Below are 25,036 nucleotides of genomic sequence, written 5' to 3'. Positions count from 1 at the left end.
ACGCGCGGGCATAAAGGGCTTTCACCCCCCGTCCGCACGTGTCACGTATGACCGAGATTCATCCGGGCCAACGCGTCGCCATGCTGGTCGACGCCCAGAACCTCTACCACACGGCCCAGAGCATCTACACCCGCAACATCGACTACTCCGCGCTCCTGGAGAAGGGCGTGCAGGGTCGGACCCTGACCCGTGCCATCGCGTACGTCATCCGGGCCGACTCACCGGACGAGGAGAGCTTCTTCGAGGCGCTGGAGGACATCGGCTTCGAGCCGAAGATAAAGGACATCAAGACGTTCGCGGACGGCTCGAAGAAGGCCGACTGGGACGTCGGCATGAGCCTCGACGCGGTCACGCTCGCCAGCCACAACGACACCATCATCCTCTGCACCGGCGACGGCGACTTCTCGCGGCTGTGCTCGCACCTGCGTCACGAGGGCGTCCGCGTCGAGGTGATGGGCTTCGAGTCCTCCACCGCGGACGAACTCGTCGAGGCGACCGACCGCTTCATCGACCTCTCCGAGCGCCCGGACACCTTCCTGCTGTAGCTCGCGCCTGCCGTCGCTCGCGCTATCGGGTTCTACCGACGGTCTCACACCGACAGCAATCGCTGGCGGGTGTGGGGGTACGAGAGAGAAAAGGGGTCCTGCTCAGACCGGGCGGCCGCCTTCCGAGGTGCCGACCAGCAGCGCACCGGCGGCCATCGCGAGCGAGGCCGCGCCACCTGCGACGATCGGGATGTTCGCGCCGGGTGTCCCGAGGTAGAGCAGGAGTGCGGAGCTGACGAACAGCAGGACCGCGCCGAGGAGTACTTTCGTTGTGTTCATGTACACGTATACTCGTATCGCAGTAGAATATAACTTTCGCCACCGAATCGAGTGAGAATAATGGTACCGAGTGTCTAGGCACGTGCTGTCCAGTGTCATGCAAGACCGTGAACGTTTCTGGTGCGCTCCGACACGCTTTCACGGGTCAGCCCCGAACCCGGGCGCATGACCGACTCCGACGCCTTCGACGACGCCCCCGAGTTGCGGACGCTGGCGGACTACCAGTTCGGCAGCGGTGCCGGGGCGGCGCTGTTCCCCCCGACGGCGGACCTGACGGTGAAACGGACCTCCTCCGGCCGACCAGAGCAGATACTCGCCGCGGATGGCCGGCTGGTCAGCCACGGGACCGACGGCCGGTTCACCCTCGGTATCGCGGGCGGCCGCCGCCTCCACGAGGCGCTCGAGGCCCCCACCGGCCGCGTGGTCGTCGGGGACGACAGCGAGCCCTTCGTCCGGGACGGGAAGAACGTGTTCGCGAAGTTCGTCCAGGACGCCGACGCCGACATCCGCCCCGGCGACGAGGTGCTCGTGGTCCACTACGAGGGCCACCTGCTCGGGGTCGGGCGAGCCGAGCTGTCGGCCGACGCGATGCTCGACTTCGGCTCCGGGATGGCCGTCAGCGTCCGTGACGGCGCCGGCGACGCCGAATAACCCGTCTCCCTCGTTCTCGCTCTCTCTCGTTCTCTCCTCGCTCCACTCACGCTACTCGGCCGCCGGCGGCGGCTGGACCACGGCCGGCCGACCGCCGTCGCGGAACCACTCGACGGTCCGCTCGATGCCGTCCTCCAGCGGCGTCGCCACGTCCCCGAACGTCGAGACGTACTTGCGGTCGTCGACGAGGTGGGGCTCGTCGTAGCAGTACCAGAGCTCGCGGAGCCGGCGGTACCGCTTCGAGAACGGCGCGGCCAGCAGCGCGACCCAGCCCGGGACCCGCCGGAGCTTCGGCTGGACGCCGGCCGCACCGGCGACGAGCTCGACGAACTCCCGGGCCGACACGGCGGTCGGCGTCGGCGCGTGCCAGACCTCTCCGTGGGTCGCCGGCTCCTGGGCCAGCGTGACGAGTGCCCGCGCCGCGTCCTCGACGTAGGTCACGGCGTGGGTCGCGTCGGGGTCGCCGAGGACCAGCGCGGGCTTCCCGTCGAGCAGCCGCCCGAAGATGCGCTGGCCGTACGGCGAGTCGCGGACGCCCGGGCCGTAGAGGTCGCTCGTCCGGAGCACGACCGCGCCGATGCGCCCGGCCGCGTGGGCCGCCAGCAGCGTCTCGCTGGCGTCGGCGCGCGCCCGGCCCCAGCGCCCGGGTGCGGTGGGCTGCATGCCCTCGTGGTACGGGTCCGTCGCGGGCCCGTACGCCGCGAGGGTGTCGCAGTAGGCGACGGTCGCCCCCGACTGCGCAGCGGCCTCGATGACGCTTCCCACGATGGTCATGACGGTGCGTGCCCGCCGACAGGCGGCCGGGTCGACAGAGAGATAGACGACGTCCGCGCCCGCGAGCGCGGCTGCTACCTCGTCGTGGTCGCAGATGTCTGCCGCCCTGACCGGCACGGCGCCCGGGAACGCTCCCGTGCCGGTGCTGTTCACCGCCCTGACGAGCCGTCCCCGCGCCGTGAGCTCGCGGGCGACGGCCTGCCCGAGCGGGCCGGTACCGATGACCACGTCCATACCCCACGTACGCACTCCAGTGAGATGAACCACTCCGTGGCCCTCCCGGGCCTCGTGTCGTCACCGGGCGGAAACCGGGACGGTATCCCGAAGTTCGTCATCCTTTTGCCGGTACACCGCGACCCTCCGGGTATGTTCGGAGGAGGCGGCGGGATGAACCCGCGCAAGATGAAGCAGATGATGAAGCAGATGGGTATCGACGTCGAGGAGGTCGACGCCGAGGAGGTCATCATCCGCACCGAGGAGTACGACCTCGTCTTCGAGGACGCCCAGGTGACCAAGATGGACGCCCGCGGCCAGGAGACCTACCAGGTCGTCGGGACACCCGAGGAGCGCGAACGCGGCGCGGCGGGCGCCGTCGAGAGCGCCGACGCCGACGAGGGCGACGCGGCCGAGGCGGCCGACTCCGCCATCCCGGAGGCCGACATCGAGATCGTCGTCACCCGGACCGGCGCCAGCAAGGAGGAGGCCCGGAAGGCGCTGGAGGACAACGACGGCGACCTCGCGGCTGCCGTCAGCCAGCTAGAGTGAGCGTCCTGCTCGTCCACGGCGACCGCGAGTACCTCGTCCCGCCCGGGGACGAACTCCAGACCGACCTCGGTGTCCTGCAGGTCCCCGAGGACGTCGAACCCGGTGACACGCTGGAGACGCATCTGGGCGAGGCGTTCCACGTCCGGCCGCTCCGCGGCCCCGACCTGTTCAACCACTTCGAGCGCACCGGCGCGCCGATGATGCCCCGCGACATCGGCATCATCGTGGGCGAGACGGGGGTCGCTGGCGGCGACCGGGTGCTCGACGCCGGGACCGGCACCGGCGTCCTCTCGGCGTACCTGGCCCGCGCCGGCGCCGAGGTGACGACGTTCGAGCAGAAGGCCGAGTTCGCAGACGTGGCCCGCGAGAACATGCGCCTCGCCGGCGTCGACGACCGGGTCGACGTCCGCACCGGCGACGTGACCGAGCACCTGGACGACCTCGCGGACGAGGCGTTCGACGTGGTGACCCTCGACACCGGCGACGCCGCCGAGGTCGTCGCACACGTCCCCGACCTGCTCGTCCACGGCGGGTTCGTCTCCGTCTACTCCCCGTTCGTCGAGCAGACCAGGGACGCCGTCGAGGCCGCCCGCGAGGCCGGGCTCTCGAACGTGACGACCTACGAGACCATCCAGCGAAAGATGGACTTCGACGACCGCGGCTCGCGCCCGAGCACCCGCGGCGTCGGTCACACCGGCTACCTGACGTTCGCACGGAACGACTGAGTGGGCGTTCGTAACCACTCACTCCCCCGGTTTCTCCATATCTTCGATACTAACTGTCGACACGCGAATATTTCTCGTCGCGCGCCCTACGAGGGGCATGGCTGAAGCACAGCAGAAGCCGACGAAACAGGAGATCGACGAGACGACAACGTGGCCCGAGCTGGCCATCGGCCTGTACGACCGGCTCACCGGCCGCGGCGCGGCCATCACCTACGACTTCGAGGACATGACGGTCATGGTCCCGAGCAAGGCCGGCAAGGGTGCCAAACACGCCGAATGGCACCTCGACGGGAAACTGACCATCACCACGATGGAGCAGTGAGCGAGGCCGAGCCGGTGAGCGACGTGCGACCGTCGACCCACAGTCCCCTGCGCGTCGACGCCGACCTGCGGCTTCGACTGGGGGATACCGACGTGCTCGTCAGAGGCTACGGGTCGTCGGTGGTCGTCGAGGCACCGAGCCTCCGGGCAGTCCGGCAGTTGCGCCGCGCCGCCCGGCAGTGGCCCGTCCAGCGCCTGCTCGCCTCGCTCGCGTACTCGGGCGTCGCGCTCGACGTGCGCGTCGGCGACGTGAGCGTCGGCGGGTTCGACCGGGAGCGACGCGGCGGCCTGCTCTCCCGCGTCGTCGGGACCGGCCCCGTGTCGGTGTATCCCGAGGGCGTGGTGCTGGCGGCGTTACGTCGGGGGCGCACGGGCTGAATCACCCCGGCGCCCGCGAACATCAGAGACTTTTTTATCCCTGTCCCCCCCGGACGGAACGTGCAGCGACACGTGCGGTTCGTCCTCGGGCTCCTCCTCGGTGCCGTCGCTCTCGCGGGCTACCTCCTCTACGTCGGGCCGGAGGCGGTGCTCGGGCGGGCCACCGCCGTCGCCGGGTGGGCCGTCGCGGTCGTCGCCGTCCTGGTCCTCGCAGAGGCGGCCGCAGACGGCATCGGCGTGTGGGCCTCGATCCGGCCGCTGAACGGCGGCCTCTCACCGGGCAGGAGCGTCCAGTTCGCCTTCGCCGGCGACTTCTTCGACGTACTCAGCCCGGCGGGCCCGGTCAGCTCCGAGCCCATCATGGCCCAGTTCTTCGCGGTCGCCACCGACACGGACTACAGCGAGGCGCTGGGCGTCCGCGGCGTCGCCAAGTACGTGAAATCCGCTGCCCAGTTGCTCCTGTCGGTCGTCCTCGGTGGCGTCATCCTCACCGGCGGGTCCGCCTCCCGGTCGCTCTTCCTCACGCTCGTCGGCGCGACCGTCACGCTCGGCGTCGCCGGCGTCGCCATCGTGCTGGCGCGCGACTGGGTCGCCCGCGCCATCGTCTTCACCGTCACACCCGTCCTGCGGGTCGTTTCGGGCCTGTACCGTGACGACCCCTACGGCCGGGAGACGGTCGCCGACGCCGTCGCCCGCTTCCGGTCGCGCGCCGCCGCGTTCCGGGACGCCCCGGGGCTCGTCGCACTCATCGCCGTCGGCGGGCTCCTCGAACAGCTCCTCACCGCCGGGGCGCTGTGGGTCGCACTCTCAGGGACCGGAACCGGCACCGGCGTCGCGCTCGTCGCCATCGTCGCACTCGTCCCGCTCCCGCGGGCCGCGAGCGTCGTCCCCATCCCCGGCAGTCTCGGCGCCTACGACCTGCTGCTCGCGGGCGCGCTGGTCGCCGTGACCGGCGTGACGGCGACGAACGCGGCCGCTGCCGTCCTCATCGTGCGGACCTTCGAGTTCGGCGTCTCGCTCGGGGGCGGCGGGCTGGCCGTCGCGTTCCTGCGGGCCCGGCGGTCCTGACCGGGCGTTCCCCACTCCCCGTCGGCCGGACCCGTCGCTCTCGAACCTCAACAGATGGGCTTCGGGTCCACGCCCAGTTCCGAGAGCGAATCCGCGTAGTCGTCGTAGGCCACCTGTACGACGTACTCGGCGACCATCTGGGCGCGCTCCCAGTCCTCCTCGTCCTCGCAGTGGGCGTCCAGCAGGTCGAGGCCTTGCTGGAGGGACGCCTCGGTCTCGCTCCGGAGGTCGCGGAACAGGTCCGCGCCGGCCTCGTCCGGTTCGTTGATGTAGAAACTGATGATCTGCATGTGGGTCTTCAGGCTGACCAGCCCGCGGCCGACGAGGCCCGCGGCGGCGCGCTCGACCGTGTCCTCGCGCTGGCGGAGATAGCTGTGCATCGGCCCGACGCTGTCGGGATCGACGGACTCGCCGAGGCGCTCGACCACGCGCTCGTAGTGCTCGTCCTCCTGTGTCGCGACCGCGGCGAACACCTCCCGGGCGTCGTCGGCGTCCTCGTCGTCGGCCCACGCCCGGAACGTCTCGCGGGCGAGGTACTCGCTGAAGGCGGCGGCGCGGAGGATGCGCTCCTCCTCGAGGTTCGCGTCGGTCAGCGCGATGAGGAGTTTGTTGGAGCCGAGGCGGTCGAGTTCGGTCCGTTTCGACGATTCGACGGCCTCGCGGAAGGCGGCTGCGTCCATGTCGGGAAGTCGACGGCAGCCGGCTTCAACCTTGGCCCGCCGCCCATCCATCCAGTGTCGGTGTTTAAGACCAGAACGCCCGTACCAACGGCCATGAGCGTCCATTCTGAGTCCGACGGGTCGGTGCCCTCGGTCTCGCCGGCCGAACTCCACGAGCTGGTGGCGGGCGGCGAGTCCCTCACCGTCCTCGACGTGCGCGACCGCGACGAGTTCGAGGCGTGGCACGTCGACGGCCCGGCCGTGACCGCCAGACAGGTACCGCACGTGAAGTTCATCCAGGCGGAGGTCACCGGCGATGCGGCCGACCTCGTCGGCGACGTGCCAGAGCCCATCGTCGTGGTCTGTGGCGAGGGCGAGGCCAGCGCGCACGCGGCCGGCCTGCTCACCGACGCGGGCCTCGACGCCCGGAACCTCGCCGGCGGCATGGACGCCTGGGCCGACCTGCTCGTCGGCCGCGAGATCTCGGACGTACCGGGCACCGTCATCCAGTACGACCGCCCCTCCAGTGGCTGCCTGAGCTACCTCGTCGTCTCGGGCGACGAGGCGGCGGTCGTCGACCCCCTCCGGGCGTTCGCCGACCGCTACATCGCGGACGCGACCGAACGCGGTGCGGACATCACGTACGCCATCGACACGCACGTCCACGCCGACCACGTCTCGGGGATCCGAGCCGTGGCCGAGGCCAGCGACGCCGAGCCGGTCCTGCCCGAACTGGCCAGAGAGCGCGGCCTCGCCTTCGACGCGCGCCCCCTCGCCGACAGGGAGACGCTGGACCTCGGCGGCGAGCGCCTCAGGGCCGTCCACACGCCGGGGCACACCAGCGAGATGACCGCCGTCGAGTACGACGGCCTGCTGTTCACGGGCGACGGGCTCTTCCTCGAGAGCGTGGCCCGCCCGGACCTCGAAGACGGCGACGAGGGGGCCCCCGATGCGGCCCGCCGGCTGTACCGGTCGCTGCAGGAGACGGTCCTCCCGTTCCCCGACAGCGTGCGGGTCGCACCGGCCCACTACAGCGAGGCGGCCGACCGCGCCGAGGACGGGACCTACACCGCGAGCATCGGCGAGCTGGCAGCCCGCCTCGACGCGCTCGACATGCGCGAGGACGAGTTCGTCGAGTACGTGCTCGCGGACATGCCGCCGCGCCCGAACAACTACGAGCGCATCATCGAGACCAACCTCGGCCGCGAGAGCCTCGACGACGCCGAGGCGTTCGAGATAGAGCTCGGCCCGAACAACTGCGCCGCGACGCGCTAGGGAGACACTGGCAGGGCCACAGAAGACTCATTACGGGCCCTCCTGAGTTCCGGACAACCCGATGACAGAGACGCTTCCCGAAGACCGCAGCGACGAACCCATAACGGTCGAGCGCATCGCGAGCGACCTGCGCGACCTCGGCCTCGGCGCCGGCGACACCGTCCTCGTCCACTCCTCGCTCTCCGCGCTGGGGTGGGTCTGTGGCGGGCCGGTCGCGGTCGTCGACGCCCTCCAGCAGGTCGTCACCGCGGAGGGGACGCTGGTGATGCCCGCCCACACCGGCGACTACTCCGACCCCGGCTCCTGGCAGAACCCGCCGGTCCCGGACGACTGGGAGGAGACCATCCGCGAGACGATGCCGGCGTACCGCCCCGAGGTGACCCCCTGCACCCGACTCGGGGCCGTCCCGGACACCTTCCGGTCCTACCCCGGCGTCGAGCGCAGCCGCCACCCCGTCGTCTCCTTCGCGGCGTGGGGGGCCGAGGCCGAGGCCATCACGGCCGACCACAGCTACGACGAGCCCCTCGGCGAGCAGTCACCCCTCGCGCGGCTCTACGAACGCGACGCGGACGTCCTCATGCTCGGCACCGACCACGGTACGAACACCTCGCTCCACCTCGCGGAGTACCGTGACGACCTCGACAAGGAGATGGACCCCGGCGGCGCGCCGGTCATCCGGGACGGCGAGCGCGTCTGGCTCCGGTTCGTCGACATCGAACTCGACACCAGCGACTTCCCGCAGGCCGGCGCGGCGTTCGAAGAGGACTGTCCCGGGGCGGTCACCGTCGGCGAGGTCGGCGAGGCGACGGCCCGGCGCATCGACCAGCCGTCGCTGGTCGACTTCGCCGCCGAGTGGTTCACGGAGCACCGCCCCGAGAGCCTGGAAGAAGACTAGTCCTCAGTCGTCCGCGGCCGCCTGTTCGGCGTTGGCCTCCACGTCGCCCTCGATGCTCGGCGGGTACTTCCCGCGGTCGAGTTTGAGGTCGGAGGCCGGGCGTGCCATGCAGGTCAGCGCGTAGTTCTCGCGCTCCTCGTCGGTGAGGCCGTGGGCCGCGGGCTGGGTCACCTCGCCCTCGACGATCTCGGCCGAACAGGCCAGGCACATCCCCACCCGGCAGGAGTACTCCTGGGCGATGCCCTCCTCGATGCATCGCCGCAGGATGGTCTGCTTGTCGGAGACGGTGATGGTCTCGCCCGTCCCGACGAATTCGACGGTGTAGTCGGTCATAATCCCGTCTTCTTCGCTCCGCAACAAAACTCTTTATCCCCATCGTGACGCCAGTACGCCGACAGAAACGGGGATAAAACGTTTTTTCCCTGGGGCGAAGACGGCAATTCATGACTACACACACGCCCGACGTGGCCGTCGTAGGCGCAGGGACCTCCGGCTGCTACGCCGCGGCGACCATCGCGCGCGAGGGCTACGACGTCGTCGTCGTCGAGCGAAAGTCCGCGGAGGAGGCCGGACACATCGCCTGTGGCGACGCCCTGAAGGGAGCAGACGCGTTCCCCGAGGCCATCCCGAAGTCCAAGATCGAGTCCGCGTTCACCAACACGGGCGTCGACCACGGCCGCTTCGAGATACCCCAGGAGGACACCGTCCTCGAGATTCCGGTCCCCGGCGAACTCGCCGTCATCGACCGCTGGGAGTACGGCCGCCTCATCATCGAGGGCGCGAAGGAGGCCGGCGCGGAGTTCCACTACGACACGGTCGTCCAGGACGTGACCCAGGAACCCGACGGGACCGTCACCGGGGTCCGCGCGACCCGGAAGGGTGACCCCGTCGAGTACGACGCCGACATCGTCATCGACGGCGCGGGCGCGCTCTCGCTCCTGCAGGACAAGGCCGACTTCTCCGACGTCACCTTCGACACCAACGTCAGCTACTCGCAGTTCTGTTCGGCCTACCGCGAGGTCGTCCACGTCCCGGACCCGGTCGAGTGGGACGACGCGCTCGTGTTCAAGCCGACCAAGCGCGCCGCGGGTTACCTCTGGTACTTCCCGCGCACCGAGACGGAGATCAACGCCGGCCTGGGCTTCCAGATGACCGAGCAGCCGATGAAGCTCGTCGAGGACCTCAAGCAGGACCTGCGCGACCGGCCCGAGTTCGCGGGCGCCCGCGTCGAGGACAAACTCGGTGCAGCCCTGCCGACCCGCCGCCCCTACGACTCCGCGGTCGCGCCCGGCTTCATCGCCGTCGGGGACGCCGCGGGGTACGTCAACCCGACGACCGGTGGCGGCATCGCCGGTGCGGCCTACTCCGGCAAGTACGCCGGCGAGCAGGCCATCGAGGCCATCGAACACGGCGACGTGAGCGAGGCCGCGCTCTGGGAGTACAACGAGAACGTCATGGACCACTTCGGCAGCCGCTACGCCGCCCTCGACGTGTACAACATCCTCTCGACCGCGGTCGACGTCGACGACCTGATGGGCCTGCTCGCCGCCCTGCCCGGCGAGAAGCTCGCCGAGGCGCTCTACGAGGGCAGCACCCAGATGAGCATGCTGTTCAAGGCCAAGCTCGCCGTCAAGAGCTTCGGCTACTGGCGCAACATCCTCCAGTTCTACCGGACGAAACAGCGCGCCGACGAGCTCATGGCGCACTACGAGGACTACCCGACCGACCCGACCGAGTTCGGCATGTGGCGCTCGCGGCGCGACTCCATCATGGAGGGCGTCTACGAGACCACCGGCGCGGACCCGAAGTACTAGACCGCGCCCGGGCCGCCTGCTGCGCCGCCCCCTTCTCCGCCGCCGCCCTCGCCGTAGTCACCACCGTACTTCAGGAAGACGTACGCGAGACCGAGGACCGCCAGCATCGCGCTCATCGTGGCGATGGCGATTCCCTTCGCGCTGTCCGGGAGCACCGGCCCCGTCTCCTCGACCGCGGGCGCGCCGCCCTCGCGGACCTCGATGGTGCCGACCATCCCGACGCCCTCGTGCGGGATGCAGAAGTACTCGTAGGTCCCGACGACCTCGAAGGTGTGCGAGTAGCTGCCGCCACCGCCGATGTCCCCCTCGGGGTAGCCCGTCCGGGCCGCCGTCTCGGAGGCGAAGCCGCCGCTGGCGAAGTACTCGGCGTCAGCCGGAATCTGGTCCTCGTAGGCCGTGACGCTGTGCCCGACGTTCCCGACGTTCACCCACTCGACGGTGTCGCCGGGGGCGATTATCAGTTCCGCCGGGTCGAAGACGAGCGTGTCGGTCATGTCGACCGTGTGGGTCGTCCCCGCCTGAGCGCGCGTGGTGTCGGCCACTGCCAGGGCCGAGACGCCCACCGCGCCGCGGAGGAAACCGCGACGCGTCACGCTCGGCGTGTGCTGTTCCCCCATACCATCTCTGGGGTCGGACGACGGAAATCGTTCGCGTTGATCCTGCGGCCTAGAGTCCGCTCCCGATGCTGGTGGCGTGTTCGTCCGAGAGGTCCGCGCGGTCCGTGCTCGTGCCGAAGGCATCACCGTTGATGAACAGCAGGACCGCACAGGTCGTGTTCAGCCCACAGGTGAGCAGTGCCGACAGGTCGCCGAACATGCGGACACCGTGCCAGAGGGCGGCCAGCGTGAAGACGGCGACACCGACGAACCGGGCCCACGAGGTGAGCCTGAACAGGGCGCCGGCGAGGAATAGCTCGAACAGTCCGTACAGGATCGACAGGACCGCGACGACGACCCCGAAGACGGACTGGAACGATGCGCTGAACAGCACGAACACCCCGCTCACGAGCAGTATCCAGAACCCGTGTCCCGCGGCGACGAGCGCCGCGAACGAGACCCCTGCCGGCCGATGCATACTCCCAACCATACCCCGCGGTTCAGTAGCCAGTACTGTATAGTTTTCCAATACAATCGAGGAAACCAAAAGTTGGGCGAGAGTAATATTTTCTCGCCTTCGGGTTCGTTCCTGCACAGGTCGTCGCGATGGCTGCCCGCAGGCGTGCAGTCAGTCGTTCAGGGCCGCTTCGCGGCGACCGACTCGATGGCGCCCGCGAGCACGTCGACGCCGATGGGGAGGCTCGCCTCGTCCACGTCGAAGGTGCTGGTGTGGTGGCCGCCGGGGTGGTCGGTGCCGACGCAGACGTAGGTGGCGAGGCCGCCGCGCTGCTGGACCGCCTGCATCAGGAACGTCGCGTCCTCGCTCCCGCCGAGGGCGTCACGCTCGACCAGCCGTTCCACGTCGGGGTGTTCGCCCGCGACGGCCCCGACGAGGTCGACGAGGTCCTGGTCGCTGGTCGCGCTCGGGGCCTCGCCGCCGATCTCGACGTCGACCTCGCAGCCGTGCATCTCGGCCGCCGAGTCGAGGACCTGCTGGGCGCGCTCGTCCATGTAGTCCTTGAGGTGGGTCGTCACGCCGCGGACCTCGCACTCCAGGTGGGCGCGCTCGGGGATGATGTTCGCCGCGGTGCCAGCCTCCAGTTTGCCCGCGTTGACCCGGGTCGCCCCGTCGGAGTGCCGGGGGATGCCGTAGAGGTTCTGGACCGCGGTCGCCAGGGCCTGCACCGCGTTCCGGCCCTCCTCGGGCTTCGCGCCCGCATGGGAGGGCGCGCCGGTGAACTCCACGTCGAGGTGCTTCACGGCGAGGAAGTCGTCGATGCCGGCGACGACCTCGCCGGTCGGGTGGTCGAGGCCGAGGTGGGTGGCAAAGAGGTAGTCCACGTCGTCGAGGTGTCCGGACTTCGCCATCGCCTTCCCGCCGCCGACGAGTTCCTCGGCGGGCTGGAAGAACACCTTCAGCGTGCCCGAGAAGTCGCTCTCCGTGACGGCTTCGAGCGTCCCGAGGCCGAGCGTGATGTGCCCGTCGTGGCCGCAGGAGTGCATGTAGCCCTCGTTCTCCGAGCGGAAGCCCTCGCCCGCCGGGTGGTGGCTGTCCTCGTCGGACTCCCAGATGGGCAGGGCGTCGATGTCGACGCGCAGGCCGACCGTCGGGCCGGGGCCCTGCTCGACCACGGCGACGGCGCCGGTGTAGCCGCCCTCGAGCCGGTCGAGGACGTCCTGGCGGGCGCCGCGCTCGCGGGCCGCCTCGTACCACTCCTGCAGTTCGTCCTCGTCGGGGACGGCCATGCGCTCGTCCGTCGCCAGCGCGTCCGGGCCGACGTGGAGTTCGTCGACGCCGATGGCCTCCAGCTCCTCGACCAGCCGGCACGTCGTCCAGAACTCCCGCCAGGCGGGCTCGGGGTAGCGATGGAACTCGCGTCGCAACTCGACTAACCTGTCGCGGTCTACCATGTCCGACCGGAGGGGCCGCGCCTACTTAACCGCGTGAGCTTGCCGGCGGGGGCTCGACCGCACGACCCGGCCGCGTGCCCTTATCAGCGACGGCCGCGAATGGAGGCTATATGAATGCGCCACGGGTCCTCGGTCTCCTCCGCGCGCTCCAGCGCGAGGTCCGGGCCGAGAACCTCACCTTCATGGCCGGGAGCATCGCCTACCACGCGTTCATCTCCCTGCTACCGTTCCTGCTCGTCCTGCTGGCCGCGCTGACCGCCGTCGGCGGCGAGGGGCTGGCGCTCGACGTGGTGTTCAGCATCGGGACCTACCTCTCGCCCAACGCCGGCGAGTTGCTGACCGAGACGGTCCAGCGCGCGACCGCCAGCGCCAGCGTCTCCATCCTCGGCGTCGTCGCACTGGTGTGGGGGACCCTGAAGATATTCCGCAGCCTCGACACCGCCTTCTCTGACATCTACGAGTCCGAGGCCGAGAACACGTTCGCGGACCAGCTCGCCGACGGCATCCTCGTGTTCGTCTCGGTCGGCGTCGCGGCAGCCATCGCCGCCGGCGCGGGCACCCTCGTCGACCTCGACGGGTCCCTGCTGGGGGAGGCGCTCGGGTTCCTCCTGCTCGTCGCGGGGCTCTCGCTCGTGTTCTTCCCGATGTACTACGTCTTCCCCGACGAGAACGTGACCGTCCGGGAGGTGATTCCGGGCGCGGTCTTCGCGGCGACCGGCTGGGCGACGCTCGAATCGCTGTTCCAGTACTACGTCGCCGTCGCCGGGAAGGCCGACGCCTACGGGGTCGTCGGGGCCATCCTGCTGCTCGTGACGTGGCTCTACTTCTCCGGGCTGGTCGTCCTCGTCGGGGCGGCCCTGAACGCGGTGCTTGCGGGGCGCTCGGAGGACGTCGCGACGCTCGGCTGGCACGCCGAGACGGTCGAGACGCCGGTGTTCGACGAACTCGACGCGGACCTCGTCGCGCTGCAAGCGGCCCTGGACGAGGGCGGGCCGGTGACCATCACGGTCGGCGACACGACGGTCGAACTTCCGGAACCGGACACCGCCGAGTCGAAGAGCGAGCACGTCAGCCGACCGCAGTTGCTCGGCGGGTCGGAGCGGACCGGGAGGGTGATACTGCGCTGGCGGCGCGGGGAGTAGCGAGAACGGCTTACGAGCCCATCGAGCGGATCTGTTCGACCTCGACCTCGACGTGGACCGACGGCGGCAGGTCCTGGCCGGCGACCATCCGGGCGACCTCGTCGTGGCCGACGATCTCGATCTCGCGGCTGTAGACGGTGTAGTTCCAGTGGTCGAACGGCGCCTTCTGGTCGTCGGAGAGGCTGCGATGCTGGGGAACGCGCAGGCGTTCCGGTGGGGCCGAGTGCGGCCCTTTCATCTCTGCGCCCTTGCGCGAGACCGTCTCTCGGATGTCGTCGACGACCGAGTCGAGGACGGCTCTGTCCCCGCTCTGGAGCGTGAGGCGTGTGACGAAGCTCATGGTCAGGTATAGAGTGAGAGACGCGTCATCGTCAAAAAGCCATTGAGTTCGCGCCGCGGGCCGGGGCGAGGGGAACCGAGGCCCAATCTCTGACGCGCTCTCCGATATTCTCTTAACTGGGGATGGTTTACCAATGGGTAATGGCAGTAGAAGCTACGAGCGCAGGTGCCATCCTCTTTCGGGATACGCGGGGCCGGCGCGAGTACTTGCTGCTCAAGAGTCGCCCCGGGGACTGGGAATTCCCCAAGGGCGGCGTGGAAGGAGACGAAGAGCTCCAACAGACCGCGATACGAGAAGTGAAAGAGGAAGCAGGCATCAACGACTTCCGTCTCATCGACGGATTCCGCAAAGACTACGACTACGTCTTCGAGGCGAACGGGAAGACCATCCACAAGACGGTCCACCTGTTCATCGCGAAGTCCTACGAGGCCTCCGCCGAGCTATCGACGGAACATCGCGACCTGCAGTGGCGCGACTACGAACAGGCCTTCAACACCGTCACCCAGGACGGCCCCCGAGAGATCCTCGAGGACGCTCACGAGTTCCTCGACGAACTCCAAGAGAACGGCGGCATCTAGCCGCCACCGGCCCCGCGAGCCGATCCCGGCTTTTCAGACGCACTACTCCCCGCTACAGCGACTGTCTTACTGGTTCTCGGTCTCGGCCGGGGCGAGGACCGAGTACAGCAGCGACACCGGGTCGTCGTCGCCCTCGCCGAGGGCCGCGACCAGGGCGAGGGCGAGGTAGCCCCCGAGCAGGAACACGACCAGTGTGGCGATGAGGTCCGCGACCCCGGTCGACAGGCCTTCCCACCGGAGGTAGGTCGCGACCATGTCGACGAGGAGGGCGAGCAGGAACGCGATGAGCACGAGGAGGGTCTCGACGGCACGTGAGGACATACGCGGAACTATATCGAAACCCGACAAGAAAGCACCGAAACACCTTCCCCGCGGGCACACCGACCCCGCACCATGCTCCCGGGCGAGGACACCGAGTTCGGCTTCGAGTTGCGGGTGTGCCGGTGGGCCGAGCGGTCGTGGCCCCCCGGCTCCGACACCGACGACGCCGAGACCGACCCCATCATCGTCGCCCGCCAGCTCGGCACGAAGCGCCGGCGCTGGGACACCATCGTCGTCGAATGCGACCCCGACGGCCTGCGCCAGCGCGCGAACTTCGGCCACGAGGCGCTGGATTCGGACCTCCTCCACGTCGTCCAGCACGCGCCCGAAGAGTGGACCTACTACCGCGACTGCCTCCCCGAGCCGGGCTACCCGTGGCGGTACGTCCGCGAGGCCATCCACCGCGCCAGCACCCGCGGTGTCATCGAGGAGCGCAAAGAGGGCAACCGCATCCAGATCCGTCGGAAGTGGGCCTACCCGGACTGGGTCCGTCGGATAATCGCCATCGAGAACAAGCCCGACCTCGACGCGAGCGCGGCCGACGCGCTGGTCGAGCAGGTGCAGTACGACGTGGCCCTGAAACTCGCCGACGAGGTGTGGGTGGCCTCCCGCGAGACCGGCGAGACGGTCGAACCGGTGCTGCTGGAGGGGATGCCGGTGCAGGCCGGTATCCTCACCGTCGACCCCGAAGCGACCGACGCCAGCGTCGCGTGGCACGCCCGGAGACTCCCGGTCGACGACCCGGGGACGATGATACTGGACCGGCCCGACGGCGGCGACTTCGACGCCTCGGCTGCCGAGTTCCGGTACGCCGACCCCGAGTGGAAGGCCGGCAAGCGCCTCGCGATCGCCGAGCGCGCCTACGAGCGCGGCTGGCGGTCGTTCGCCGACACGATGCGCCCGGACTGCCGGTACTTCGAGTTGCGCGAGGACGGCCCCCTGCTGCCGTGGTGCGCGGCGAAGGAACGCTGTCAGACCGCGGGGGAGTGCTCCGGGCGCTGTCCCGACTTCCAGCCCGAACCCCCCGCCTGGCGGACGAAGGGCTGGCCCATCGAGGGCGGCCCCGGGACCAGACTCAAGCGGTTGCTGGCGGCACGCAGGCGACGACAGCGCCCCGGCCTGGAATGAGACGGGTACTCAGGAGAACAGTCGCTCGCGGAACTCGGTCGCCGTGAGGTCACAGACGATGGCGGGCTTGCGCGTCACGCCCGCCTTGTCGGCCCGCGCCGTGCTGTCCGGGTCGTGGTCCGGTTTCGAGACCGCGAACTCCCGGACGAACTCGTCGTCGAGGAAGTAGCCCCGGCGCTCTCCGCCGAAGGCCGCGAAGGTGCTCATCTGCGGGCCGGCGCGGTCGAGGAGGCCGACCTCGTCGTCGTCTCCGTCGGCCGGGTCCGACTCACCGTCCAGCAGCACGACCCGCCGGTCGTCCCGGTACGGCAGGCCGTCGACAGCCCGCCGCGTGTGGGCGTTGGCGGGATGGCGCGCGAGCTTCTCGCGCTTCGTCTCCGGGTCGTCGTCGGCCTCGACGACCGTCTTTTTCACCACTGGAAACCAGCCGACGAGGTAGCGGTGGAGCCGCCCGTCCGCGCCTTCGAGCCCGGCGTAGAACGCGACCGCGTCGGTCCCGTCGGCGTCGAGCGCGGCCAGCCGGTTGACGTAGCCCGGCCGGTGCTCGCCGTAGGTCAGCGCGTCGAAGTTCGGGTCGTGATGGGGCGGGTACGCGGCGATGGCGTCGGGGTCGGTGATGGATTCCCCGGCGCCGTCGGGGTCCGGCGTCAGGCTGGCGAGCAGGTCTGCCATGGTGCCGTCGCCGGTCCGCCGCGGGATGGTCCCGTAGGTCAGCGGTTCGTCGGTCTCGCGGGTCTTCTCCGGAATCGGGACGTACTCGAAGCGACCGTCCTCGTCGATTCTGGGGACGCGAGCATCGCGCAGGGAGACGTTCGTGGTGTCGGCACCGATGCCGCAACAGACGACCGTCATCAGGCGGCGACGGAGACCTCGATGTCGTCGCGAGCGACCGCGAGCCGGAACGTCGGGACGGTCGTGTAGACGACCTCGACGACGCCCTTGCGCCGGAGCGCCTGGAGCGCGGAGCGCACGTCGTCGGCGGTCACGTCGTCGCCGAGGCCGAACTCGTCGCGGACCGCGTGGAGGACGCTCACGACGCTCTGACCGTCCTCGTCGGGGGCGGCCAGCACCTCGAAGATCTGGGCCTGCAGCTCGGGCACCCGGACCGCACTCGGGGTGCCGTCGCCGTCCTCGTCGGCCTCCACGCCCGGCTCGACGTCGACCAGCTCCGCGGCCTCGGCCGTCGCGCGGATGAGGCTGTTGTCGTCGCGGTAGTAGTACTCCTTCAGCTCGTTCTCGAGGTACTGGTGGACCTCGCTCCCACTCTCCATGCCCCACCGCTTCTGTAGCTCGGCGTTCTTCGTCGGCTGCAACTCGACGACGTCCGCCAGGCGCTCGCGAGCCTCGTCCGAGAGGGTCATCAGCCGCGGATACGCACAGCCGCTATTTGGGAGTTCTGTCTGCGGTCGGGCGCCCGGAACCACCCGTTTGGCAGCAGTATAAAGGTCGTGGCACGCGTACTCATGGACATGGCACAGACGGTCAAGCTCAGCCACATCGAGGGGGTGCTGGAGGACCTGTCGTACCCGGCGATGCGCGACGACATCGCCTTCGACCTGTCCGACGTGACGGTCGTCCTCGCCGACGGCGAGGCGAACCTGGGGGAACTGGTCTCGGAGACACAGAGCGACGCCTTCGACTCCGCGGAGGACCTCATGCTCGAACTGAACAACGTGTTACCGGTCGAGGCCGTCGGCGAACCCGGGCAGGCAGAGGGCGAGGGGTGAGAGACAGGCGTGGCGCGGGTGGCGCGAGTCGACTGCTGAAGCGGGTCCCTTAAGTTTCCTGCCGGGCGTAGGACTGGGTATCAATGGAGTTCTGTGACGAATGCGGTTCCATGATGAAGACCCAGGACGACCACTGGGTCTGCGGGAGCTGTGGCTACGAGAAGGCCCGTGACGCCGTCGCCGAGGCGGCGATGGTCACCACCGAGTCCCAGGAGGAGTCCGAGATCGTCGACGTGAGCGACGCCGAGGACAAGGGACTCGCGAAGACCCAGGCCCACTGCCCGAAGTGTGACAACGACCAGGCGTACTGGTACATGCAACAGATCCGCTCCGCGGACGAGTCCGAGACGCGCTTCTTCATCTGCACCGAGTGCGAGCACAAGTGGCGCGAAGACGACCACTGACTCTCTCGACTCAGGCGGTTCGCTGCGCCTGATACGCCTTCCAGATGCCGGGAATCCCGGCGACGAACACCGACGCCAGCAACAGCCCCGCCCAGCTGAACACGCCGAAGGCGTAGCCCAGCACCGGCCCCGTCACCAGCAACACGACCGCGAGGCCGGCCGGACCCGCCGCGGCGAGGATGCTCTGGCCGTGCCGGTCGACCCACGCGACGGCCACGAGCGTCAGTCCGAACGCGACCGCGGTCGACTGGATGATGAGTGCGACCTCGGCCACCTCCGGGTCGGCCGCGGCCGTGGTCAACAGGAACAGTGGGCTCGCGAGGAAGACGAGGCCGAGAACGCCCGCGAGGGCGGCCGCGCCGCGGCCGAGGAGTACGGGGTCGAGGTCGGCGAGGGGTGAACCGGCGGAGTTGCTCATGGGTGTGGGTCGTCGTGTCGGCGGAAAGGAGTTTTCGTGTCGCGTCGCGCCACGGGCGACGATTCAACTCGCGTCGCGCCACGGGCGACGGTTCTCGTCGTCGCGCTTCTGGCGCGGCCTCAGTGCGTCGCGCGCCACTCGCCGTGCTTCACGCCGATGAGGAGACAGACGAGCCCGAAGACGAGCATCGACGGCGTGACCATCATCAGGACGGTCTGCGTGGTCATCATCGGTGCGGCGACGAGCGCGAGGGTCCCCAGCGCGATGAGCGCGAGGAACACCACCGCGGTCTTCTGCAGGTCGAATTCCATGCGGGTACGTGGGAACTGGAAGAAGATAATCGCAGCGGAGGGCCTCTCGGCTCGCCGGAAGGTCGGTCACTCGGTCGGCCGCGCCAACTCCGCCAGCGACACCAGCACGCCGAGTATCCACCCCAGCGGGACCGCCACGCCCAGCCACATCAGGACGTACGCGATGCCCGTGAGGTCGTACTGGGTCCGGAGGTACTCGTTGATGTCACCGACCGCGAGCACGTTGTCGAGGAACCAGATGGCGATGGACTCGCTCTCGGTGAAGACGACCTGCCCCAGCGCGGGCGAGTAGAACGCCGCGACGACCGGCGGGAGGAACACCGCGGTCATCCCCAGCGGGTAGGCCACCAGTATCGAGGTGAGCCGCCCGCCGACCCGCGACGTGGCGACCGCGAGTCCGGCCGCGATGGTCGCCACGGCGGCCGCGACGACCACCGCGAGGAAGCCCGCGAACGAGAACTGGAACCGGGCGAGCGCCGAGAGCGCACCCCAGAGCACCGCGACGATGAGGACCGTCCCGAGGACGCCGAGGTACTCCCCGAGGTCGTCGAAGTTGTACGCGGCCCAGCGGACGATGGTCCCGGCCAGCGCGAAGGGGTACAGCAGCGCGACGATGAGCGCGCCGATAGCGCCCCAGAACCGGTACGCGGCCTTGCCACTGGCCGTCTGTGGTTTCCACTTGCCGAGCACCGACCGGTCCGCGTTCCGCTGGCGCGGGAAGACGATCTCCATCCACGTCTCGTGGAGGCGCTTCAGGTCGACTCTGAGCCCGGCGACGACACCTGCCATTGCGTGTGAGGTGCGTGCGGCCGCTGTTTACGCTTTCGGCCTCGCGCAATTCTGATCCGTGAACTGACTGGTCTGGGTTCAGGCGGTCCCGGGCATCGTGTCGGTGCTTCCCGAGCCGGTTGCTGGTGACGACGAGCATCGAACTCGCGCCGATGGCGGTGAAAACCCGCACCGCACCGCACCGCTCCGCACCGCTCCGCACCACACCCTCCCCAGCCGATTGCGGTGCTCATTCCGCTTCACTGCGTTCCGCTCTATTGCGCTCCGCATCCCTCGCGCAGCACCGACTCGCGGCTTCGCATTGCGAGGCGACCAAGTCGCCTCGTGCTCAGCACGCTCGTCGGCGCGCGCCAGAGGGAAAAACGGGAACCAGGGCGAGGGACGACCGTCCGCGACTACAGCAGGCCGAGGTCCTCGAGGTCCGCTTCGAGCGCGGCGGTGTCTTCCTCGTCCATCGTGGTGAGGGGGTCGCGCAGGTCGCCCGCGTCGAAGCCGCGCAGGGAGAGCGCGGTCTTCACGCCGGCCATGTACGGGCCGCGCTTGAGGGCGGAGCGGATGTCGTACACCTGGCTCTGGAGTTCGCGGGCGCGCTCTTCGTCGCCCTCGTCGTAGGCCTCGTAGAGGTCGACGACGACCTCCGGGAAGACGTTCGCGACCGCGGAGACCATGCCGGTACAGCCGACCTCGAGGCCGGGGAACAGCAGGGAGTCCGAGCCGGCGAGGAAGGTGAGGTCGGGGTGGGCGTCGATGGCCTGGCCGAGCCACGGGACGTCCTTGCTGGAGTCCTTGAGGCCGGCGAGGTTGTCGATCCGGGCGAGCTCGTCGAGGGTGTCGAGCGAGAGGCTGTTCCCGGTCTTCGAGGGGATGTGGTAGACGTACACCGGGAGGTCGGTCGCCTCGCAGACGCGGCGGTAGTGCCGGAGCGCAGCGTCGTGGTCGAGGGGGAAGTAGTACGGCGTGACGACGACGAGGCCGTCGGCGCCGGCGGCCTCGGCGGCCTCGGCGCGCTCGACCGTCTTGTGGGTGCTCGGAGCGCCGACGCCGGCGATGACGGGGACCTCGTCGCCGACCGCCTCGACGACCGCGGCGACGACCTCGTCGCGCTCTCGGCCGTCGAGCATCGGGAACTCGCCGTTGGTCCCGAGCGGGAAGACGCCGTGGGCGCCGCGGTCGACGACGTACTCGGCGTGGGCCGCGGTCTGCTCGTAGTCGACCGATTCGTCCTCGTCGAAGACCGTGATTGTCGGCGGGACGACGCCGTGGATGTCGAGGGGGTCGTCGCTGCCGGGTGTGGGTGCGTGGCTGACCATGTGGTGAACAAATTACACGGAACCGAGTTAATTGTTGCTGTGCTCGCGACGGCGCTGCCACCGACGGACGGCCTTCGCGAGCGGTCGCGCCACGAGCAGGACGCCGAGGACCGCGAAGGCGGCCAGCAGCCGCAGGTCGATGTTCGCGACCCCGGTGGCGGCGCGCGCGGACTGCGCGATGACCATGTACATGAGCACCCACGGGGTGATGCCGATGGCCGTCCCGAGCGCGAACGCGCCCACCGGGACCTTCGAGAGGCCCGCCCCGTAGGAGACCACGTCCGCGGGCGTGGGGGTGAGCCGGATGGCGATGATGCCGCGGAGGTCGCCCGTCGCCGCGAAGGCGTCGCTCCCGAAGTCGCGGAACCGGCCGAGGATGGCCGAGTCGCCCTCGTACCGCCGCGCGAGCAGGTACGGCGGCAGGGACGTGAAGACGGTCCCGACGATGGCGATGGGGAAGCCGAGCCAGCCGAACCGGAAGATGATTATCAGCGAGAACAGGCTCACTGGCAGGGCGAGGAAGGGCCTGATGACGTAGGCGACGACCAGCGCGAGGAGGAAGACGTAGTCGTTCTCGACGGCCGCGACCAGCCCGGAGACGTCCCCGGTCAGGACCAGACGGCCGACGAGCGCGGCGCTCACCAGCGCGAGGAGGACGAGGGCCGTCTTGCGAGACGCCTGCATCTCCCCGAATCGAAGGGCAGGACGCACTTGACGGTTGCGAGACGGCGAGGAGAGCGAATCGCCCGGGGGAGTTACGACAGCCCGGCCAGCCGGTTCAGCGCGTACACCGTCCGCAGCATCTCGGCGCTCTTGCCGCGGTCGAAGACGAGTTCGTCGGTCGAGAGCACGAAGTCGAGCACGTCGCTCGAGGCGTGTTCCGGCGCCGCGCCGATGCCGGAGTCGGTCTCGGCGGCCCAGCGCATCACCCGCAGGTCGGACTTCGAGTCGCCCATCACGAGCGCGAAGGGGTCCTCGACGCCGAGCACGTCGAGGGCGGCCTCGACGCCGGCGACCTTGTCGAGCTCGAGGCTGGTGACCTCGGCGGCGTCGGCCTCGTAGTAGGCCACGTCGATGCGCTCGAAGGTGTCCTCGACCGCCTCGGGCATCGCGTCGAGGTCCACGTCGGGGAAGCCGCCCTCGCGTTCGAGCACGCCGCGGATCTCCGGGTCGGACTCGGCGTAGTACCGGCGCGACCAGTCGGCGGCCGCCTCGGGGTCGGTGTCGGTCGCGCGGGCGACGGCCTCGCCGACGAGGTCGAGCTGGTAGACCAGCGCCTCGTCGATGATCTCGCGGGCGCGCTTGCTCCCGGTCTCGAAGTTCGGCTTGAGCGTGACGTTGAACTCGTTCCCCTGCAGGTGACAGCCGTGGCGGATGCTCTCGGGGGCGTCCGTGAGCACGCGGGCGCGCACGTCGTCGAACACGTTCCGGACCGAGTCGTCGAGGTCCTCGTACAGGAGTTGCTTCGTGTCCGCGCCGTGCCCCGGCGTGAACACGCCGTTACCCGCCTCGTAGACGATGCTGAGGTCGCCGGAGTGGACGACCTCGCTCCCGAGGCCCTGGATCATGAATCCCTTGACGTTCTCCAGGGTCTGGCCCGTGCAGATGACGATGGGGACGCCGTCCTCGTGGAACTCGGTCAGCAGGTGCAGCGTCTCCCGGGGGATCTCGTTGTCGGTGTTCCCGGCCGAGCGCAGCGTCTCGTCCACGTCGAGCACGAGGACGTTCACGGCGCGCTCGTACTTCGAGTAGAGGTCGAGCGCGGTGAACGCCTGGTCGCGGGTCGCGTGCGCGGCGACCTCGGCGAAGGTCTCGCCCGCCGCGAACGCCTCGCGGATCTCGGACTTGCGGTCGGCGAGTTCGTCGCTCGCGTCCTGCCAGTGCGAGAGCGCGACGCGCGAATCCACCGGTGGGAACACGTCGACGAACTCCTGGTAGTCACGCAGGGTCGCGGTGTCGAAGTCGTCGTACAGCTGGTAGAGCAGGTCGTATCGTTCCATGGTATCAGAAGCGTTCGAAGGGCACGGATAAAACGGTGGATGCTGGCACGGATGTGGCTGCAGTCACCTGCTGTGCAGGGGCCGAGGGGATGCTGGGGGGGTACCTGCCGAGTGGCGAGTCAGGTGGCATCCACCGTCACTTCAGATGTTTACTCGGGAGAGAATAAATCTTTTGTCGGTGCGGGTTCATCCAGTACGTATGCAAGCAGTCGCAGTTCGACGGGGCGAGACCGAACCCGTCGTGATGGAGAAACCACGGCCTGAACCGGGCCCGGGGGAGGCCCTCGTCCGGACGCTCCGGGTCGGGATCGACGGGACCGACCACGAGGTACTCAACGGGGGCCACGGGGGCTTTCCGGCCGACGACGACCACCTCGTCATCGGGCACGAGGCCGTCGGCGTCGTCGAGGACCCGAACGGCACCGACCTCTCGGTGGGGGACGTGGTCGTGCCGACGGTCCGGCGCGCACCCAACGGGACGAACGAGTACTTCGAGCGCGGCGAACCCGACATGGCGCCCGACGGGCAGTACTTCGAGCGCGGCATCGTCGGCGCACACGGCTTCATGAGCGAGTACTTCACGAGCCCGGCGGAGTGCCTCGTCTCCCTGCCGCGCGAGCTGGCTCCCCTCGGGTTCCTCGTCGAACCCATCAGCATCTCCGAGAAGGCGTTCGAGCACGCCTTCGCCTCGCGGTCCGCGTTCGACTGGCGGCCCGAGTCCGCGATGGTCCTCGGGAACGGAAGCCTCGGCCTGCTCACCCTCGCGATGCTCGAGACGAGCGACACCTTCGAGCGCAACTACTGTCTCGGTCGACGCGACCGCCCCGACCCCACCATCGACATCATCGAGGAACTCGGCTGTACCTACGTCGACTCGCGGGAGACGCCGGTCTCGGAGGTCCCGGCCGCCCACGAGCCCATGGACTTCGTCTACGAGGCGACCGGCTACGCGCCCCACGCGTTCGAGACCATCGAGTCGCTCGCGCCCAACGGCGTCGGCGCCCTGCTGGGCGTCCCGACCGACTGGGAGTTCGAGGTCGACGGCGGCCGCCTCCACCGCGAGTTCGTCCTCCACAACAAGGCGCTGGTCGGGAGCGTCAACTCCCACGTCGGCCACTTCGAGGCCGCCGTCGACCGGCTGCAGGACCTCCCCGGGTGGTTCTTCGACGAACTCGTCACCGGCGTGTACGGACTGGACGACCTCGACGCTGCCTTTGCGGACGACGACAGCACTATAAAAACGGCCATCGAATTCGACGCTATATGAAGAACGTCGACGACCTCATCGAGAGTGCCGCCGAGCTCGCAGACCGTGGCCTGTCCAAGGGCGAGATCGCGGACGAACTGAACGTCTCGCGCGAGACCGCCTCCTGGCTGGTCGAGCGGTCGGGCAGTGCCGCGACCCAGTCGGAGACCAGCGAACCGGCCCCGACGGGCGGTCCCCACGACATCCACGTCGACTGGTCCGCCATCGGCCGCGACAGCTACCGGCTCGAAGCCGTCACCTCCGCGATGGCCGACCTCCTCGTCAAGCAGGGCGATGCGGTCGACCTCACCATCGGCATCGAGAAGGCCGGGGCGCCCATCGCCACCCACATCGCGCGCGACCTCGACACCGACCTCGCGTCCTACGCGCCGCGCAAGCACCAGTGGAACGAGGGCGACCTCGAGGACCTCGGTGGGTCGTTCTCGCGCAACTTCGCCCAGATCCGCGGCCGCGACTGCTACGTGGTCGACGACACCATCACCAGCGGGACGACGATGACCGAGACCATCGAGGCCATCCGCGAGCAGGGCGGCAACCCGGTCGCCGCCTGCGTCCTCGTGGACAAGCAGGGCCTCGACGAGATCGAGGGCGTCCCGGTCTACTCGCTGTTGCAGGTCATCACCGTCGGCAGCGACGACTAGGTCG

34 protein-coding genes are annotated in these 25,036 nt (G+C 69.3%); 17 read left to right on the top strand and 17 right to left on the bottom strand.

What is annotated here, in order from left to right; translation table 11 throughout:
• Window positions 1-47: 47 nt before the first annotated feature.
• Window positions 48-545 carry a LabA-like NYN domain-containing protein gene (locus NOV86_RS15980; RefSeq protein ID WP_267642613.1) on the top strand — a complete coding sequence of 166 codons (498 nt, stop codon included), beginning with the start codon at window positions 48-50 and terminating at the stop codon, window positions 543-545.
• 102 nt (window positions 546-647) lie between these two features.
• Here the strand turns inward: NOV86_RS15980 and NOV86_RS15975 are convergent, their stop codons facing one another.
• Window positions 648-824: a hypothetical protein gene (locus tag NOV86_RS15975; RefSeq protein ID WP_303647765.1), complete on the bottom strand. Its 177-nt coding sequence runs from the start codon at window positions 822-824 to the stop codon at window positions 648-650.
• 165 nt (window positions 825-989) lie between these two features.
• Between NOV86_RS15975 and NOV86_RS15970 the strand changes: the two genes are divergently transcribed.
• Complete coding sequence (locus NOV86_RS15970) at window positions 990-1,475, top strand: PUA domain-containing protein (protein WP_267642611.1); 486 nt, start codon at window positions 990-992, stop codon at window positions 1,473-1,475.
• A 51-nt stretch (window positions 1,476-1,526) separates the two neighbouring features.
• On the opposite strand, the gene NOV86_RS15965 is transcribed toward NOV86_RS15970, so the two are convergent.
• The gene (locus tag NOV86_RS15965; RefSeq protein ID WP_267642610.1) at window positions 1,527-2,483 is read right to left on the bottom strand and encodes an NAD-dependent epimerase/dehydratase family protein; all 957 of its coding nucleotides are present in this window, start codon (window positions 2,481-2,483) and stop codon (window positions 1,527-1,529) included.
• Window positions 2,484-2,615: 132 nt separating this feature from the next.
• On the opposite strand from NOV86_RS15965, the gene NOV86_RS15960 reads away from it, so the two are divergent.
• The 5 genes from NOV86_RS15960 (at window position 2,616) to NOV86_RS15940 (ending at window position 5,506) form a co-directional block, all read left to right on the top strand.
• Window positions 2,616-3,014, top strand: a complete 399-nt coding sequence (locus NOV86_RS15960) for a nascent polypeptide-associated complex protein (protein ID WP_267642609.1) — start codon at window positions 2,616-2,618, stop codon at window positions 3,012-3,014.
• Complete coding sequence (locus tag NOV86_RS15955) at window positions 3,011-3,739, top strand: tRNA (adenine-N1)-methyltransferase (protein WP_267642608.1); 729 nt, start codon at window positions 3,011-3,013, stop codon at window positions 3,737-3,739. Before NOV86_RS15960 ends, NOV86_RS15955 begins: the two co-directional genes overlap by 4 nt.
• Window positions 3,740-3,836: 97 nt before the next feature.
• Window positions 3,837-4,061 carry a hypothetical protein gene (locus NOV86_RS15950; RefSeq protein WP_267642607.1) on the top strand — a complete coding sequence of 75 codons (225 nt, stop codon included), beginning with the start codon at window positions 3,837-3,839 and terminating at the stop codon, window positions 4,059-4,061.
• 14 nt (window positions 4,062-4,075) lie between these two features.
• The gene (locus NOV86_RS15945; protein WP_267642606.1) at window positions 4,076-4,438 is read left to right on the top strand and encodes a hypothetical protein; all 363 of its coding nucleotides are present in this window, start codon (window positions 4,076-4,078) and stop codon (window positions 4,436-4,438) included.
• Between the two features lie 60 nt (window positions 4,439-4,498).
• Window positions 4,499-5,506 (top strand): lysylphosphatidylglycerol synthase domain-containing protein, encoded by a 1,008-nt coding sequence (locus NOV86_RS15940; RefSeq protein WP_267642605.1) that lies wholly within the window; start codon window positions 4,499-4,501, stop codon window positions 5,504-5,506.
• A gap of 47 nt (window positions 5,507-5,553) precedes the next feature.
• On the opposite strand, the gene NOV86_RS15935 is transcribed toward NOV86_RS15940, so the two are convergent.
• Window positions 5,554-6,186 carry a rubrerythrin family protein gene (locus NOV86_RS15935; protein WP_267642604.1) on the bottom strand — a complete coding sequence of 211 codons (633 nt, stop codon included), beginning with the start codon at window positions 6,184-6,186 and terminating at the stop codon, window positions 5,554-5,556.
• 93 nt (window positions 6,187-6,279) lie between these two features.
• Here NOV86_RS15935 and NOV86_RS15930 point away from each other — a divergent pair, with 93 nt between their 5' ends.
• Entirely contained in the window at window positions 6,280-7,440 is a 1,161-nt protein-coding gene (locus NOV86_RS15930; RefSeq protein ID WP_267642603.1) for an MBL fold metallo-hydrolase, read from the top strand.
• Between the two features lie 61 nt (window positions 7,441-7,501).
• Window positions 7,502-8,335 carry an AAC(3) family N-acetyltransferase gene (locus tag NOV86_RS15925; protein WP_267642602.1) on the top strand — a complete coding sequence of 278 codons (834 nt, stop codon included), beginning with the start codon at window positions 7,502-7,504 and terminating at the stop codon, window positions 8,333-8,335.
• 3 nt (window positions 8,336-8,338) lie between these two features.
• Here the strand turns inward: NOV86_RS15925 and NOV86_RS15920 are convergent, their stop codons facing one another.
• Complete coding sequence (locus NOV86_RS15920) at window positions 8,339-8,668, bottom strand: 2Fe-2S iron-sulfur cluster-binding protein (RefSeq protein WP_267642601.1); 330 nt, start codon at window positions 8,666-8,668, stop codon at window positions 8,339-8,341.
• Between the two features lie 110 nt (window positions 8,669-8,778).
• Between NOV86_RS15920 and NOV86_RS15915 the strand changes: the two genes are divergently transcribed.
• A complete protein-coding gene (locus NOV86_RS15915; protein WP_267642600.1) occupies window positions 8,779-10,149 on the top strand; it encodes a geranylgeranyl reductase family protein in 1,371 nt (456 codons plus the stop codon).
• Here the strand turns inward: NOV86_RS15915 and NOV86_RS15910 are convergent.
• The 3 genes from NOV86_RS15910 to NOV86_RS15900 form a co-directional block, all read right to left on the bottom strand.
• Window positions 10,146-10,766: a plastocyanin/azurin family copper-binding protein gene (locus NOV86_RS15910; protein WP_267642599.1), complete on the bottom strand. Its 621-nt coding sequence runs from the start codon at window positions 10,764-10,766 to the stop codon at window positions 10,146-10,148. The two genes, NOV86_RS15915 and NOV86_RS15910, sit on opposite strands and share 4 nt — an antisense overlap.
• A gap of 49 nt (window positions 10,767-10,815) precedes the next feature.
• Window positions 10,816-11,223: a hypothetical protein gene (locus NOV86_RS15905; RefSeq protein WP_267642598.1), complete on the bottom strand. Its 408-nt coding sequence runs from the start codon at window positions 11,221-11,223 to the stop codon at window positions 10,816-10,818.
• 158 nt (window positions 11,224-11,381) lie between these two features.
• Window positions 11,382-12,656: an amidohydrolase gene (locus NOV86_RS15900; RefSeq protein WP_267642597.1), complete on the bottom strand. Its 1,275-nt coding sequence runs from the start codon at window positions 12,654-12,656 to the stop codon at window positions 11,382-11,384.
• A gap of 110 nt (window positions 12,657-12,766) precedes the next feature.
• Here NOV86_RS15900 and NOV86_RS15895 point away from each other — a divergent pair, with 110 nt between their 5' ends.
• Window positions 12,767-13,798: a YihY/virulence factor BrkB family protein gene (locus NOV86_RS15895; RefSeq protein ID WP_267642596.1), complete on the top strand. Its 1,032-nt coding sequence runs from the start codon at window positions 12,767-12,769 to the stop codon at window positions 13,796-13,798.
• A 10-nt stretch (window positions 13,799-13,808) separates the two neighbouring features.
• Here NOV86_RS15895 and NOV86_RS15890 read toward each other — a convergent pair whose 3' ends face one another.
• The gene (locus NOV86_RS15890) at window positions 13,809-14,138 is read right to left on the bottom strand and encodes an uS10/mL48 family ribosomal protein (RefSeq protein ID WP_267642595.1); all 330 of its coding nucleotides are present in this window, start codon (window positions 14,136-14,138) and stop codon (window positions 13,809-13,811) included.
• A 140-nt stretch (window positions 14,139-14,278) separates the two neighbouring features.
• On the opposite strand from NOV86_RS15890, the gene NOV86_RS15885 reads away from it, so the two are divergent.
• The gene (locus NOV86_RS15885) at window positions 14,279-14,716 is read left to right on the top strand and encodes a bis(5'-nucleosyl)-tetraphosphatase (protein WP_267642594.1); all 438 of its coding nucleotides are present in this window, start codon (window positions 14,279-14,281) and stop codon (window positions 14,714-14,716) included.
• A gap of 66 nt (window positions 14,717-14,782) precedes the next feature.
• Here the strand turns inward: NOV86_RS15885 and NOV86_RS15880 are convergent, their stop codons facing one another.
• A complete protein-coding gene (locus NOV86_RS15880) occupies window positions 14,783-15,037 on the bottom strand; it encodes a hypothetical protein (RefSeq protein WP_267642593.1) in 255 nt (84 codons plus the stop codon).
• 72 nt (window positions 15,038-15,109) lie between these two features.
• Between NOV86_RS15880 and NOV86_RS15875 the strand changes: the two genes are divergently transcribed.
• Window positions 15,110-16,165, top strand: a complete 1,056-nt coding sequence (locus NOV86_RS15875; protein ID WP_267642592.1) for a DUF5787 family protein — start codon at window positions 15,110-15,112, stop codon at window positions 16,163-16,165.
• Window positions 16,166-16,174: 9 nt separating this feature from the next.
• Here the strand turns inward: NOV86_RS15875 and NOV86_RS15870 are convergent, their stop codons facing one another.
• Window positions 16,175-17,017, bottom strand: a complete 843-nt coding sequence (locus NOV86_RS15870) for an Nmad3 family putative nucleotide modification protein (protein ID WP_267642591.1) — start codon at window positions 17,015-17,017, stop codon at window positions 16,175-16,177.
• Complete coding sequence (locus NOV86_RS15865; RefSeq protein WP_267642590.1) at window positions 17,017-17,526, bottom strand: DUF5797 family protein; 510 nt, start codon at window positions 17,524-17,526, stop codon at window positions 17,017-17,019. Before NOV86_RS15865 ends, NOV86_RS15870 begins: the two co-directional genes overlap by 1 nt.
• Window positions 17,527-17,634: 108 nt before the next feature.
• Between NOV86_RS15865 and NOV86_RS15860 the strand changes: the two genes are divergently transcribed.
• Window positions 17,635-17,892 carry a DUF5789 family protein gene (locus NOV86_RS15860; RefSeq protein WP_368408788.1) on the top strand — a complete coding sequence of 86 codons (258 nt, stop codon included), beginning with the start codon at window positions 17,635-17,637 and terminating at the stop codon, window positions 17,890-17,892.
• Window positions 17,893-17,975: 83 nt separating this feature from the next.
• Window positions 17,976-18,296: a transcription factor S gene (locus NOV86_RS15855; RefSeq protein WP_267642588.1), complete on the top strand. Its 321-nt coding sequence runs from the start codon at window positions 17,976-17,978 to the stop codon at window positions 18,294-18,296.
• Between the two features lie 10 nt (window positions 18,297-18,306).
• On the opposite strand, the gene NOV86_RS15850 is transcribed toward NOV86_RS15855, so the two are convergent.
• The 6 genes from NOV86_RS15850 to NOV86_RS15825 all read right to left on the bottom strand — a co-directional run bounded on the left by NOV86_RS15850 (window position 18,307) and on the right by NOV86_RS15825 (window position 23,124).
• Window positions 18,307-18,714 (bottom strand): hypothetical protein, encoded by a 408-nt coding sequence (locus NOV86_RS15850; protein WP_267642587.1) that lies wholly within the window; start codon window positions 18,712-18,714, stop codon window positions 18,307-18,309.
• A 119-nt stretch (window positions 18,715-18,833) separates the two neighbouring features.
• Complete coding sequence (locus tag NOV86_RS15845; RefSeq protein ID WP_267642586.1) at window positions 18,834-19,025, bottom strand: DUF7333 family protein; 192 nt, start codon at window positions 19,023-19,025, stop codon at window positions 18,834-18,836.
• 66 nt (window positions 19,026-19,091) lie between these two features.
• On the bottom strand, window positions 19,092-19,814 hold the full coding sequence (locus tag NOV86_RS15840) for a hypothetical protein (RefSeq protein ID WP_267642585.1): 723 nt from the start codon (window positions 19,812-19,814) through the stop codon (window positions 19,092-19,094).
• 395 nt (window positions 19,815-20,209) lie between these two features.
• Window positions 20,210-21,124: a dihydrodipicolinate synthase family protein gene (locus tag NOV86_RS15835; protein ID WP_267642584.1), complete on the bottom strand. Its 915-nt coding sequence runs from the start codon at window positions 21,122-21,124 to the stop codon at window positions 20,210-20,212.
• A 27-nt stretch (window positions 21,125-21,151) separates the two neighbouring features.
• Window positions 21,152-21,808 (bottom strand): TVP38/TMEM64 family protein, encoded by a 657-nt coding sequence (locus tag NOV86_RS15830; protein WP_267642583.1) that lies wholly within the window; start codon window positions 21,806-21,808, stop codon window positions 21,152-21,154.
• Window positions 21,809-21,879: 71 nt separating this feature from the next.
• Window positions 21,880-23,124 (bottom strand): HAD family hydrolase, encoded by a 1,245-nt coding sequence (locus tag NOV86_RS15825; protein ID WP_267642582.1) that lies wholly within the window; start codon window positions 23,122-23,124, stop codon window positions 21,880-21,882.
• A gap of 199 nt (window positions 23,125-23,323) precedes the next feature.
• Between NOV86_RS15825 and NOV86_RS15820 the strand changes: the two genes are divergently transcribed.
• Together NOV86_RS15820 and gfcR are read left to right on the top strand one after the other, a co-directional pair.
• A complete protein-coding gene (locus tag NOV86_RS15820) occupies window positions 23,324-24,391 on the top strand; it encodes a glucose 1-dehydrogenase (RefSeq protein ID WP_267642581.1) in 1,068 nt (355 codons plus the stop codon).
• On the top strand, window positions 24,388-25,032 hold the full coding sequence (gfcR, locus tag NOV86_RS15815) for a transcriptional regulator GfcR (protein ID WP_267642580.1): 645 nt from the start codon (window positions 24,388-24,390) through the stop codon (window positions 25,030-25,032). The genes NOV86_RS15820 and gfcR overlap by 4 nt, the downstream gene beginning before the upstream one ends.
• The last annotated feature ends 4 nt before the right edge of the window (window positions 25,033-25,036 follow it).

Origin of the sequence: Haloarchaeobius amylolyticus (assembly GCF_026616195.1) — an archaeon.
In the GTDB taxonomy this organism is placed as follows: domain Archaea; phylum Halobacteriota; class Halobacteria; order Halobacteriales; family Natrialbaceae; genus Haloarchaeobius; species Haloarchaeobius amylolyticus.
The sequence above is the reverse complement of the archived record's forward strand: the minus strand, read 5'-3'. Positions and strand labels throughout refer to the sequence as shown.

What these genes read in the sequence shown, in the direction of transcription:
- NOV86_RS15980 (WP_267642613.1), top strand. Translation starts at nt 48, where the DNA reads ATGACCGAGATTCATCCGGGCCAACGCGTCGCCATGCTGGTCGACGCC.
- NOV86_RS15975 (WP_303647765.1), bottom strand. Translation starts at nt 824, where the DNA reads ATGAACACAACGAAAGTACTCCTCGGCGCGGTCCTGCTGTTCGTCAGC.
- NOV86_RS15970 (WP_267642611.1), top strand. Translation starts at nt 990, where the DNA reads ATGACCGACTCCGACGCCTTCGACGACGCCCCCGAGTTGCGGACGCTG.
- NOV86_RS15965 (WP_267642610.1), bottom strand. Translation starts at nt 2,483, where the DNA reads ATGGACGTGGTCATCGGTACCGGCCCGCTCGGGCAGGCCGTCGCCCGC.
- NOV86_RS15960 (WP_267642609.1), top strand. Translation starts at nt 2,616, where the DNA reads ATGTTCGGAGGAGGCGGCGGGATGAACCCGCGCAAGATGAAGCAGATG.
- NOV86_RS15950 (WP_267642607.1), top strand. Translation starts at nt 3,837, where the DNA reads ATGGCTGAAGCACAGCAGAAGCCGACGAAACAGGAGATCGACGAGACG.
- NOV86_RS15935 (WP_267642604.1), bottom strand. Translation starts at nt 6,186, where the DNA reads ATGGACGCAGCCGCCTTCCGCGAGGCCGTCGAATCGTCGAAACGGACC.
- NOV86_RS15930 (WP_267642603.1), top strand. Translation starts at nt 6,280, where the DNA reads ATGAGCGTCCATTCTGAGTCCGACGGGTCGGTGCCCTCGGTCTCGCCG.
- NOV86_RS15925 (WP_267642602.1), top strand. Translation starts at nt 7,502, where the DNA reads ATGACAGAGACGCTTCCCGAAGACCGCAGCGACGAACCCATAACGGTC.
- NOV86_RS15920 (WP_267642601.1), bottom strand. Translation starts at nt 8,668, where the DNA reads ATGACCGACTACACCGTCGAATTCGTCGGGACGGGCGAGACCATCACC.
- NOV86_RS15915 (WP_267642600.1), top strand. Translation starts at nt 8,779, where the DNA reads ATGACTACACACACGCCCGACGTGGCCGTCGTAGGCGCAGGGACCTCC.
- NOV86_RS15910 (WP_267642599.1), bottom strand. Translation starts at nt 10,766, where the DNA reads ATGGGGGAACAGCACACGCCGAGCGTGACGCGTCGCGGTTTCCTCCGC.
- NOV86_RS15905 (WP_267642598.1), bottom strand. Translation starts at nt 11,223, where the DNA reads ATGCATCGGCCGGCAGGGGTCTCGTTCGCGGCGCTCGTCGCCGCGGGA.
- NOV86_RS15900 (WP_267642597.1), bottom strand. Translation starts at nt 12,656, where the DNA reads ATGGTAGACCGCGACAGGTTAGTCGAGTTGCGACGCGAGTTCCATCGC.
- NOV86_RS15895 (WP_267642596.1), top strand. Translation starts at nt 12,767, where the DNA reads ATGAATGCGCCACGGGTCCTCGGTCTCCTCCGCGCGCTCCAGCGCGAG.
- NOV86_RS15890 (WP_267642595.1), bottom strand. Translation starts at nt 14,138, where the DNA reads ATGAGCTTCGTCACACGCCTCACGCTCCAGAGCGGGGACAGAGCCGTC.
- NOV86_RS15885 (WP_267642594.1), top strand. Translation starts at nt 14,279, where the DNA reads ATGGCAGTAGAAGCTACGAGCGCAGGTGCCATCCTCTTTCGGGATACG.
- NOV86_RS15880 (WP_267642593.1), bottom strand. Translation starts at nt 15,037, where the DNA reads ATGTCCTCACGTGCCGTCGAGACCCTCCTCGTGCTCATCGCGTTCCTG.
- NOV86_RS15875 (WP_267642592.1), top strand. Translation starts at nt 15,110, where the DNA reads ATGCTCCCGGGCGAGGACACCGAGTTCGGCTTCGAGTTGCGGGTGTGC.
- NOV86_RS15870 (WP_267642591.1), bottom strand. Translation starts at nt 17,017, where the DNA reads ATGACGGTCGTCTGTTGCGGCATCGGTGCCGACACCACGAACGTCTCC.
- NOV86_RS15865 (WP_267642590.1), bottom strand. Translation starts at nt 17,526, where the DNA reads ATGACCCTCTCGGACGAGGCTCGCGAGCGCCTGGCGGACGTCGTCGAG.
- NOV86_RS15860 (WP_368408788.1), top strand. Translation starts at nt 17,635, where the DNA reads ATGGCACAGACGGTCAAGCTCAGCCACATCGAGGGGGTGCTGGAGGAC.
- NOV86_RS15855 (WP_267642588.1), top strand. Translation starts at nt 17,976, where the DNA reads ATGGAGTTCTGTGACGAATGCGGTTCCATGATGAAGACCCAGGACGAC.
- NOV86_RS15850 (WP_267642587.1), bottom strand. Translation starts at nt 18,714, where the DNA reads ATGAGCAACTCCGCCGGTTCACCCCTCGCCGACCTCGACCCCGTACTC.
- NOV86_RS15845 (WP_267642586.1), bottom strand. Translation starts at nt 19,025, where the DNA reads ATGGAATTCGACCTGCAGAAGACCGCGGTGGTGTTCCTCGCGCTCATC.
- NOV86_RS15840 (WP_267642585.1), bottom strand. Translation starts at nt 19,814, where the DNA reads ATGGCAGGTGTCGTCGCCGGGCTCAGAGTCGACCTGAAGCGCCTCCAC.
- NOV86_RS15835 (WP_267642584.1), bottom strand. Translation starts at nt 21,124, where the DNA reads ATGGTCAGCCACGCACCCACACCCGGCAGCGACGACCCCCTCGACATC.
- NOV86_RS15830 (WP_267642583.1), bottom strand. Translation starts at nt 21,808, where the DNA reads ATGCAGGCGTCTCGCAAGACGGCCCTCGTCCTCCTCGCGCTGGTGAGC.
- NOV86_RS15825 (WP_267642582.1), bottom strand. Translation starts at nt 23,124, where the DNA reads ATGGAACGATACGACCTGCTCTACCAGCTGTACGACGACTTCGACACC.
- NOV86_RS15820 (WP_267642581.1), top strand. Translation starts at nt 23,324, where the DNA reads ATGCAAGCAGTCGCAGTTCGACGGGGCGAGACCGAACCCGTCGTGATG.
- gfcR (WP_267642580.1), top strand. Translation starts at nt 24,388, where the DNA reads ATGAAGAACGTCGACGACCTCATCGAGAGTGCCGCCGAGCTCGCAGAC.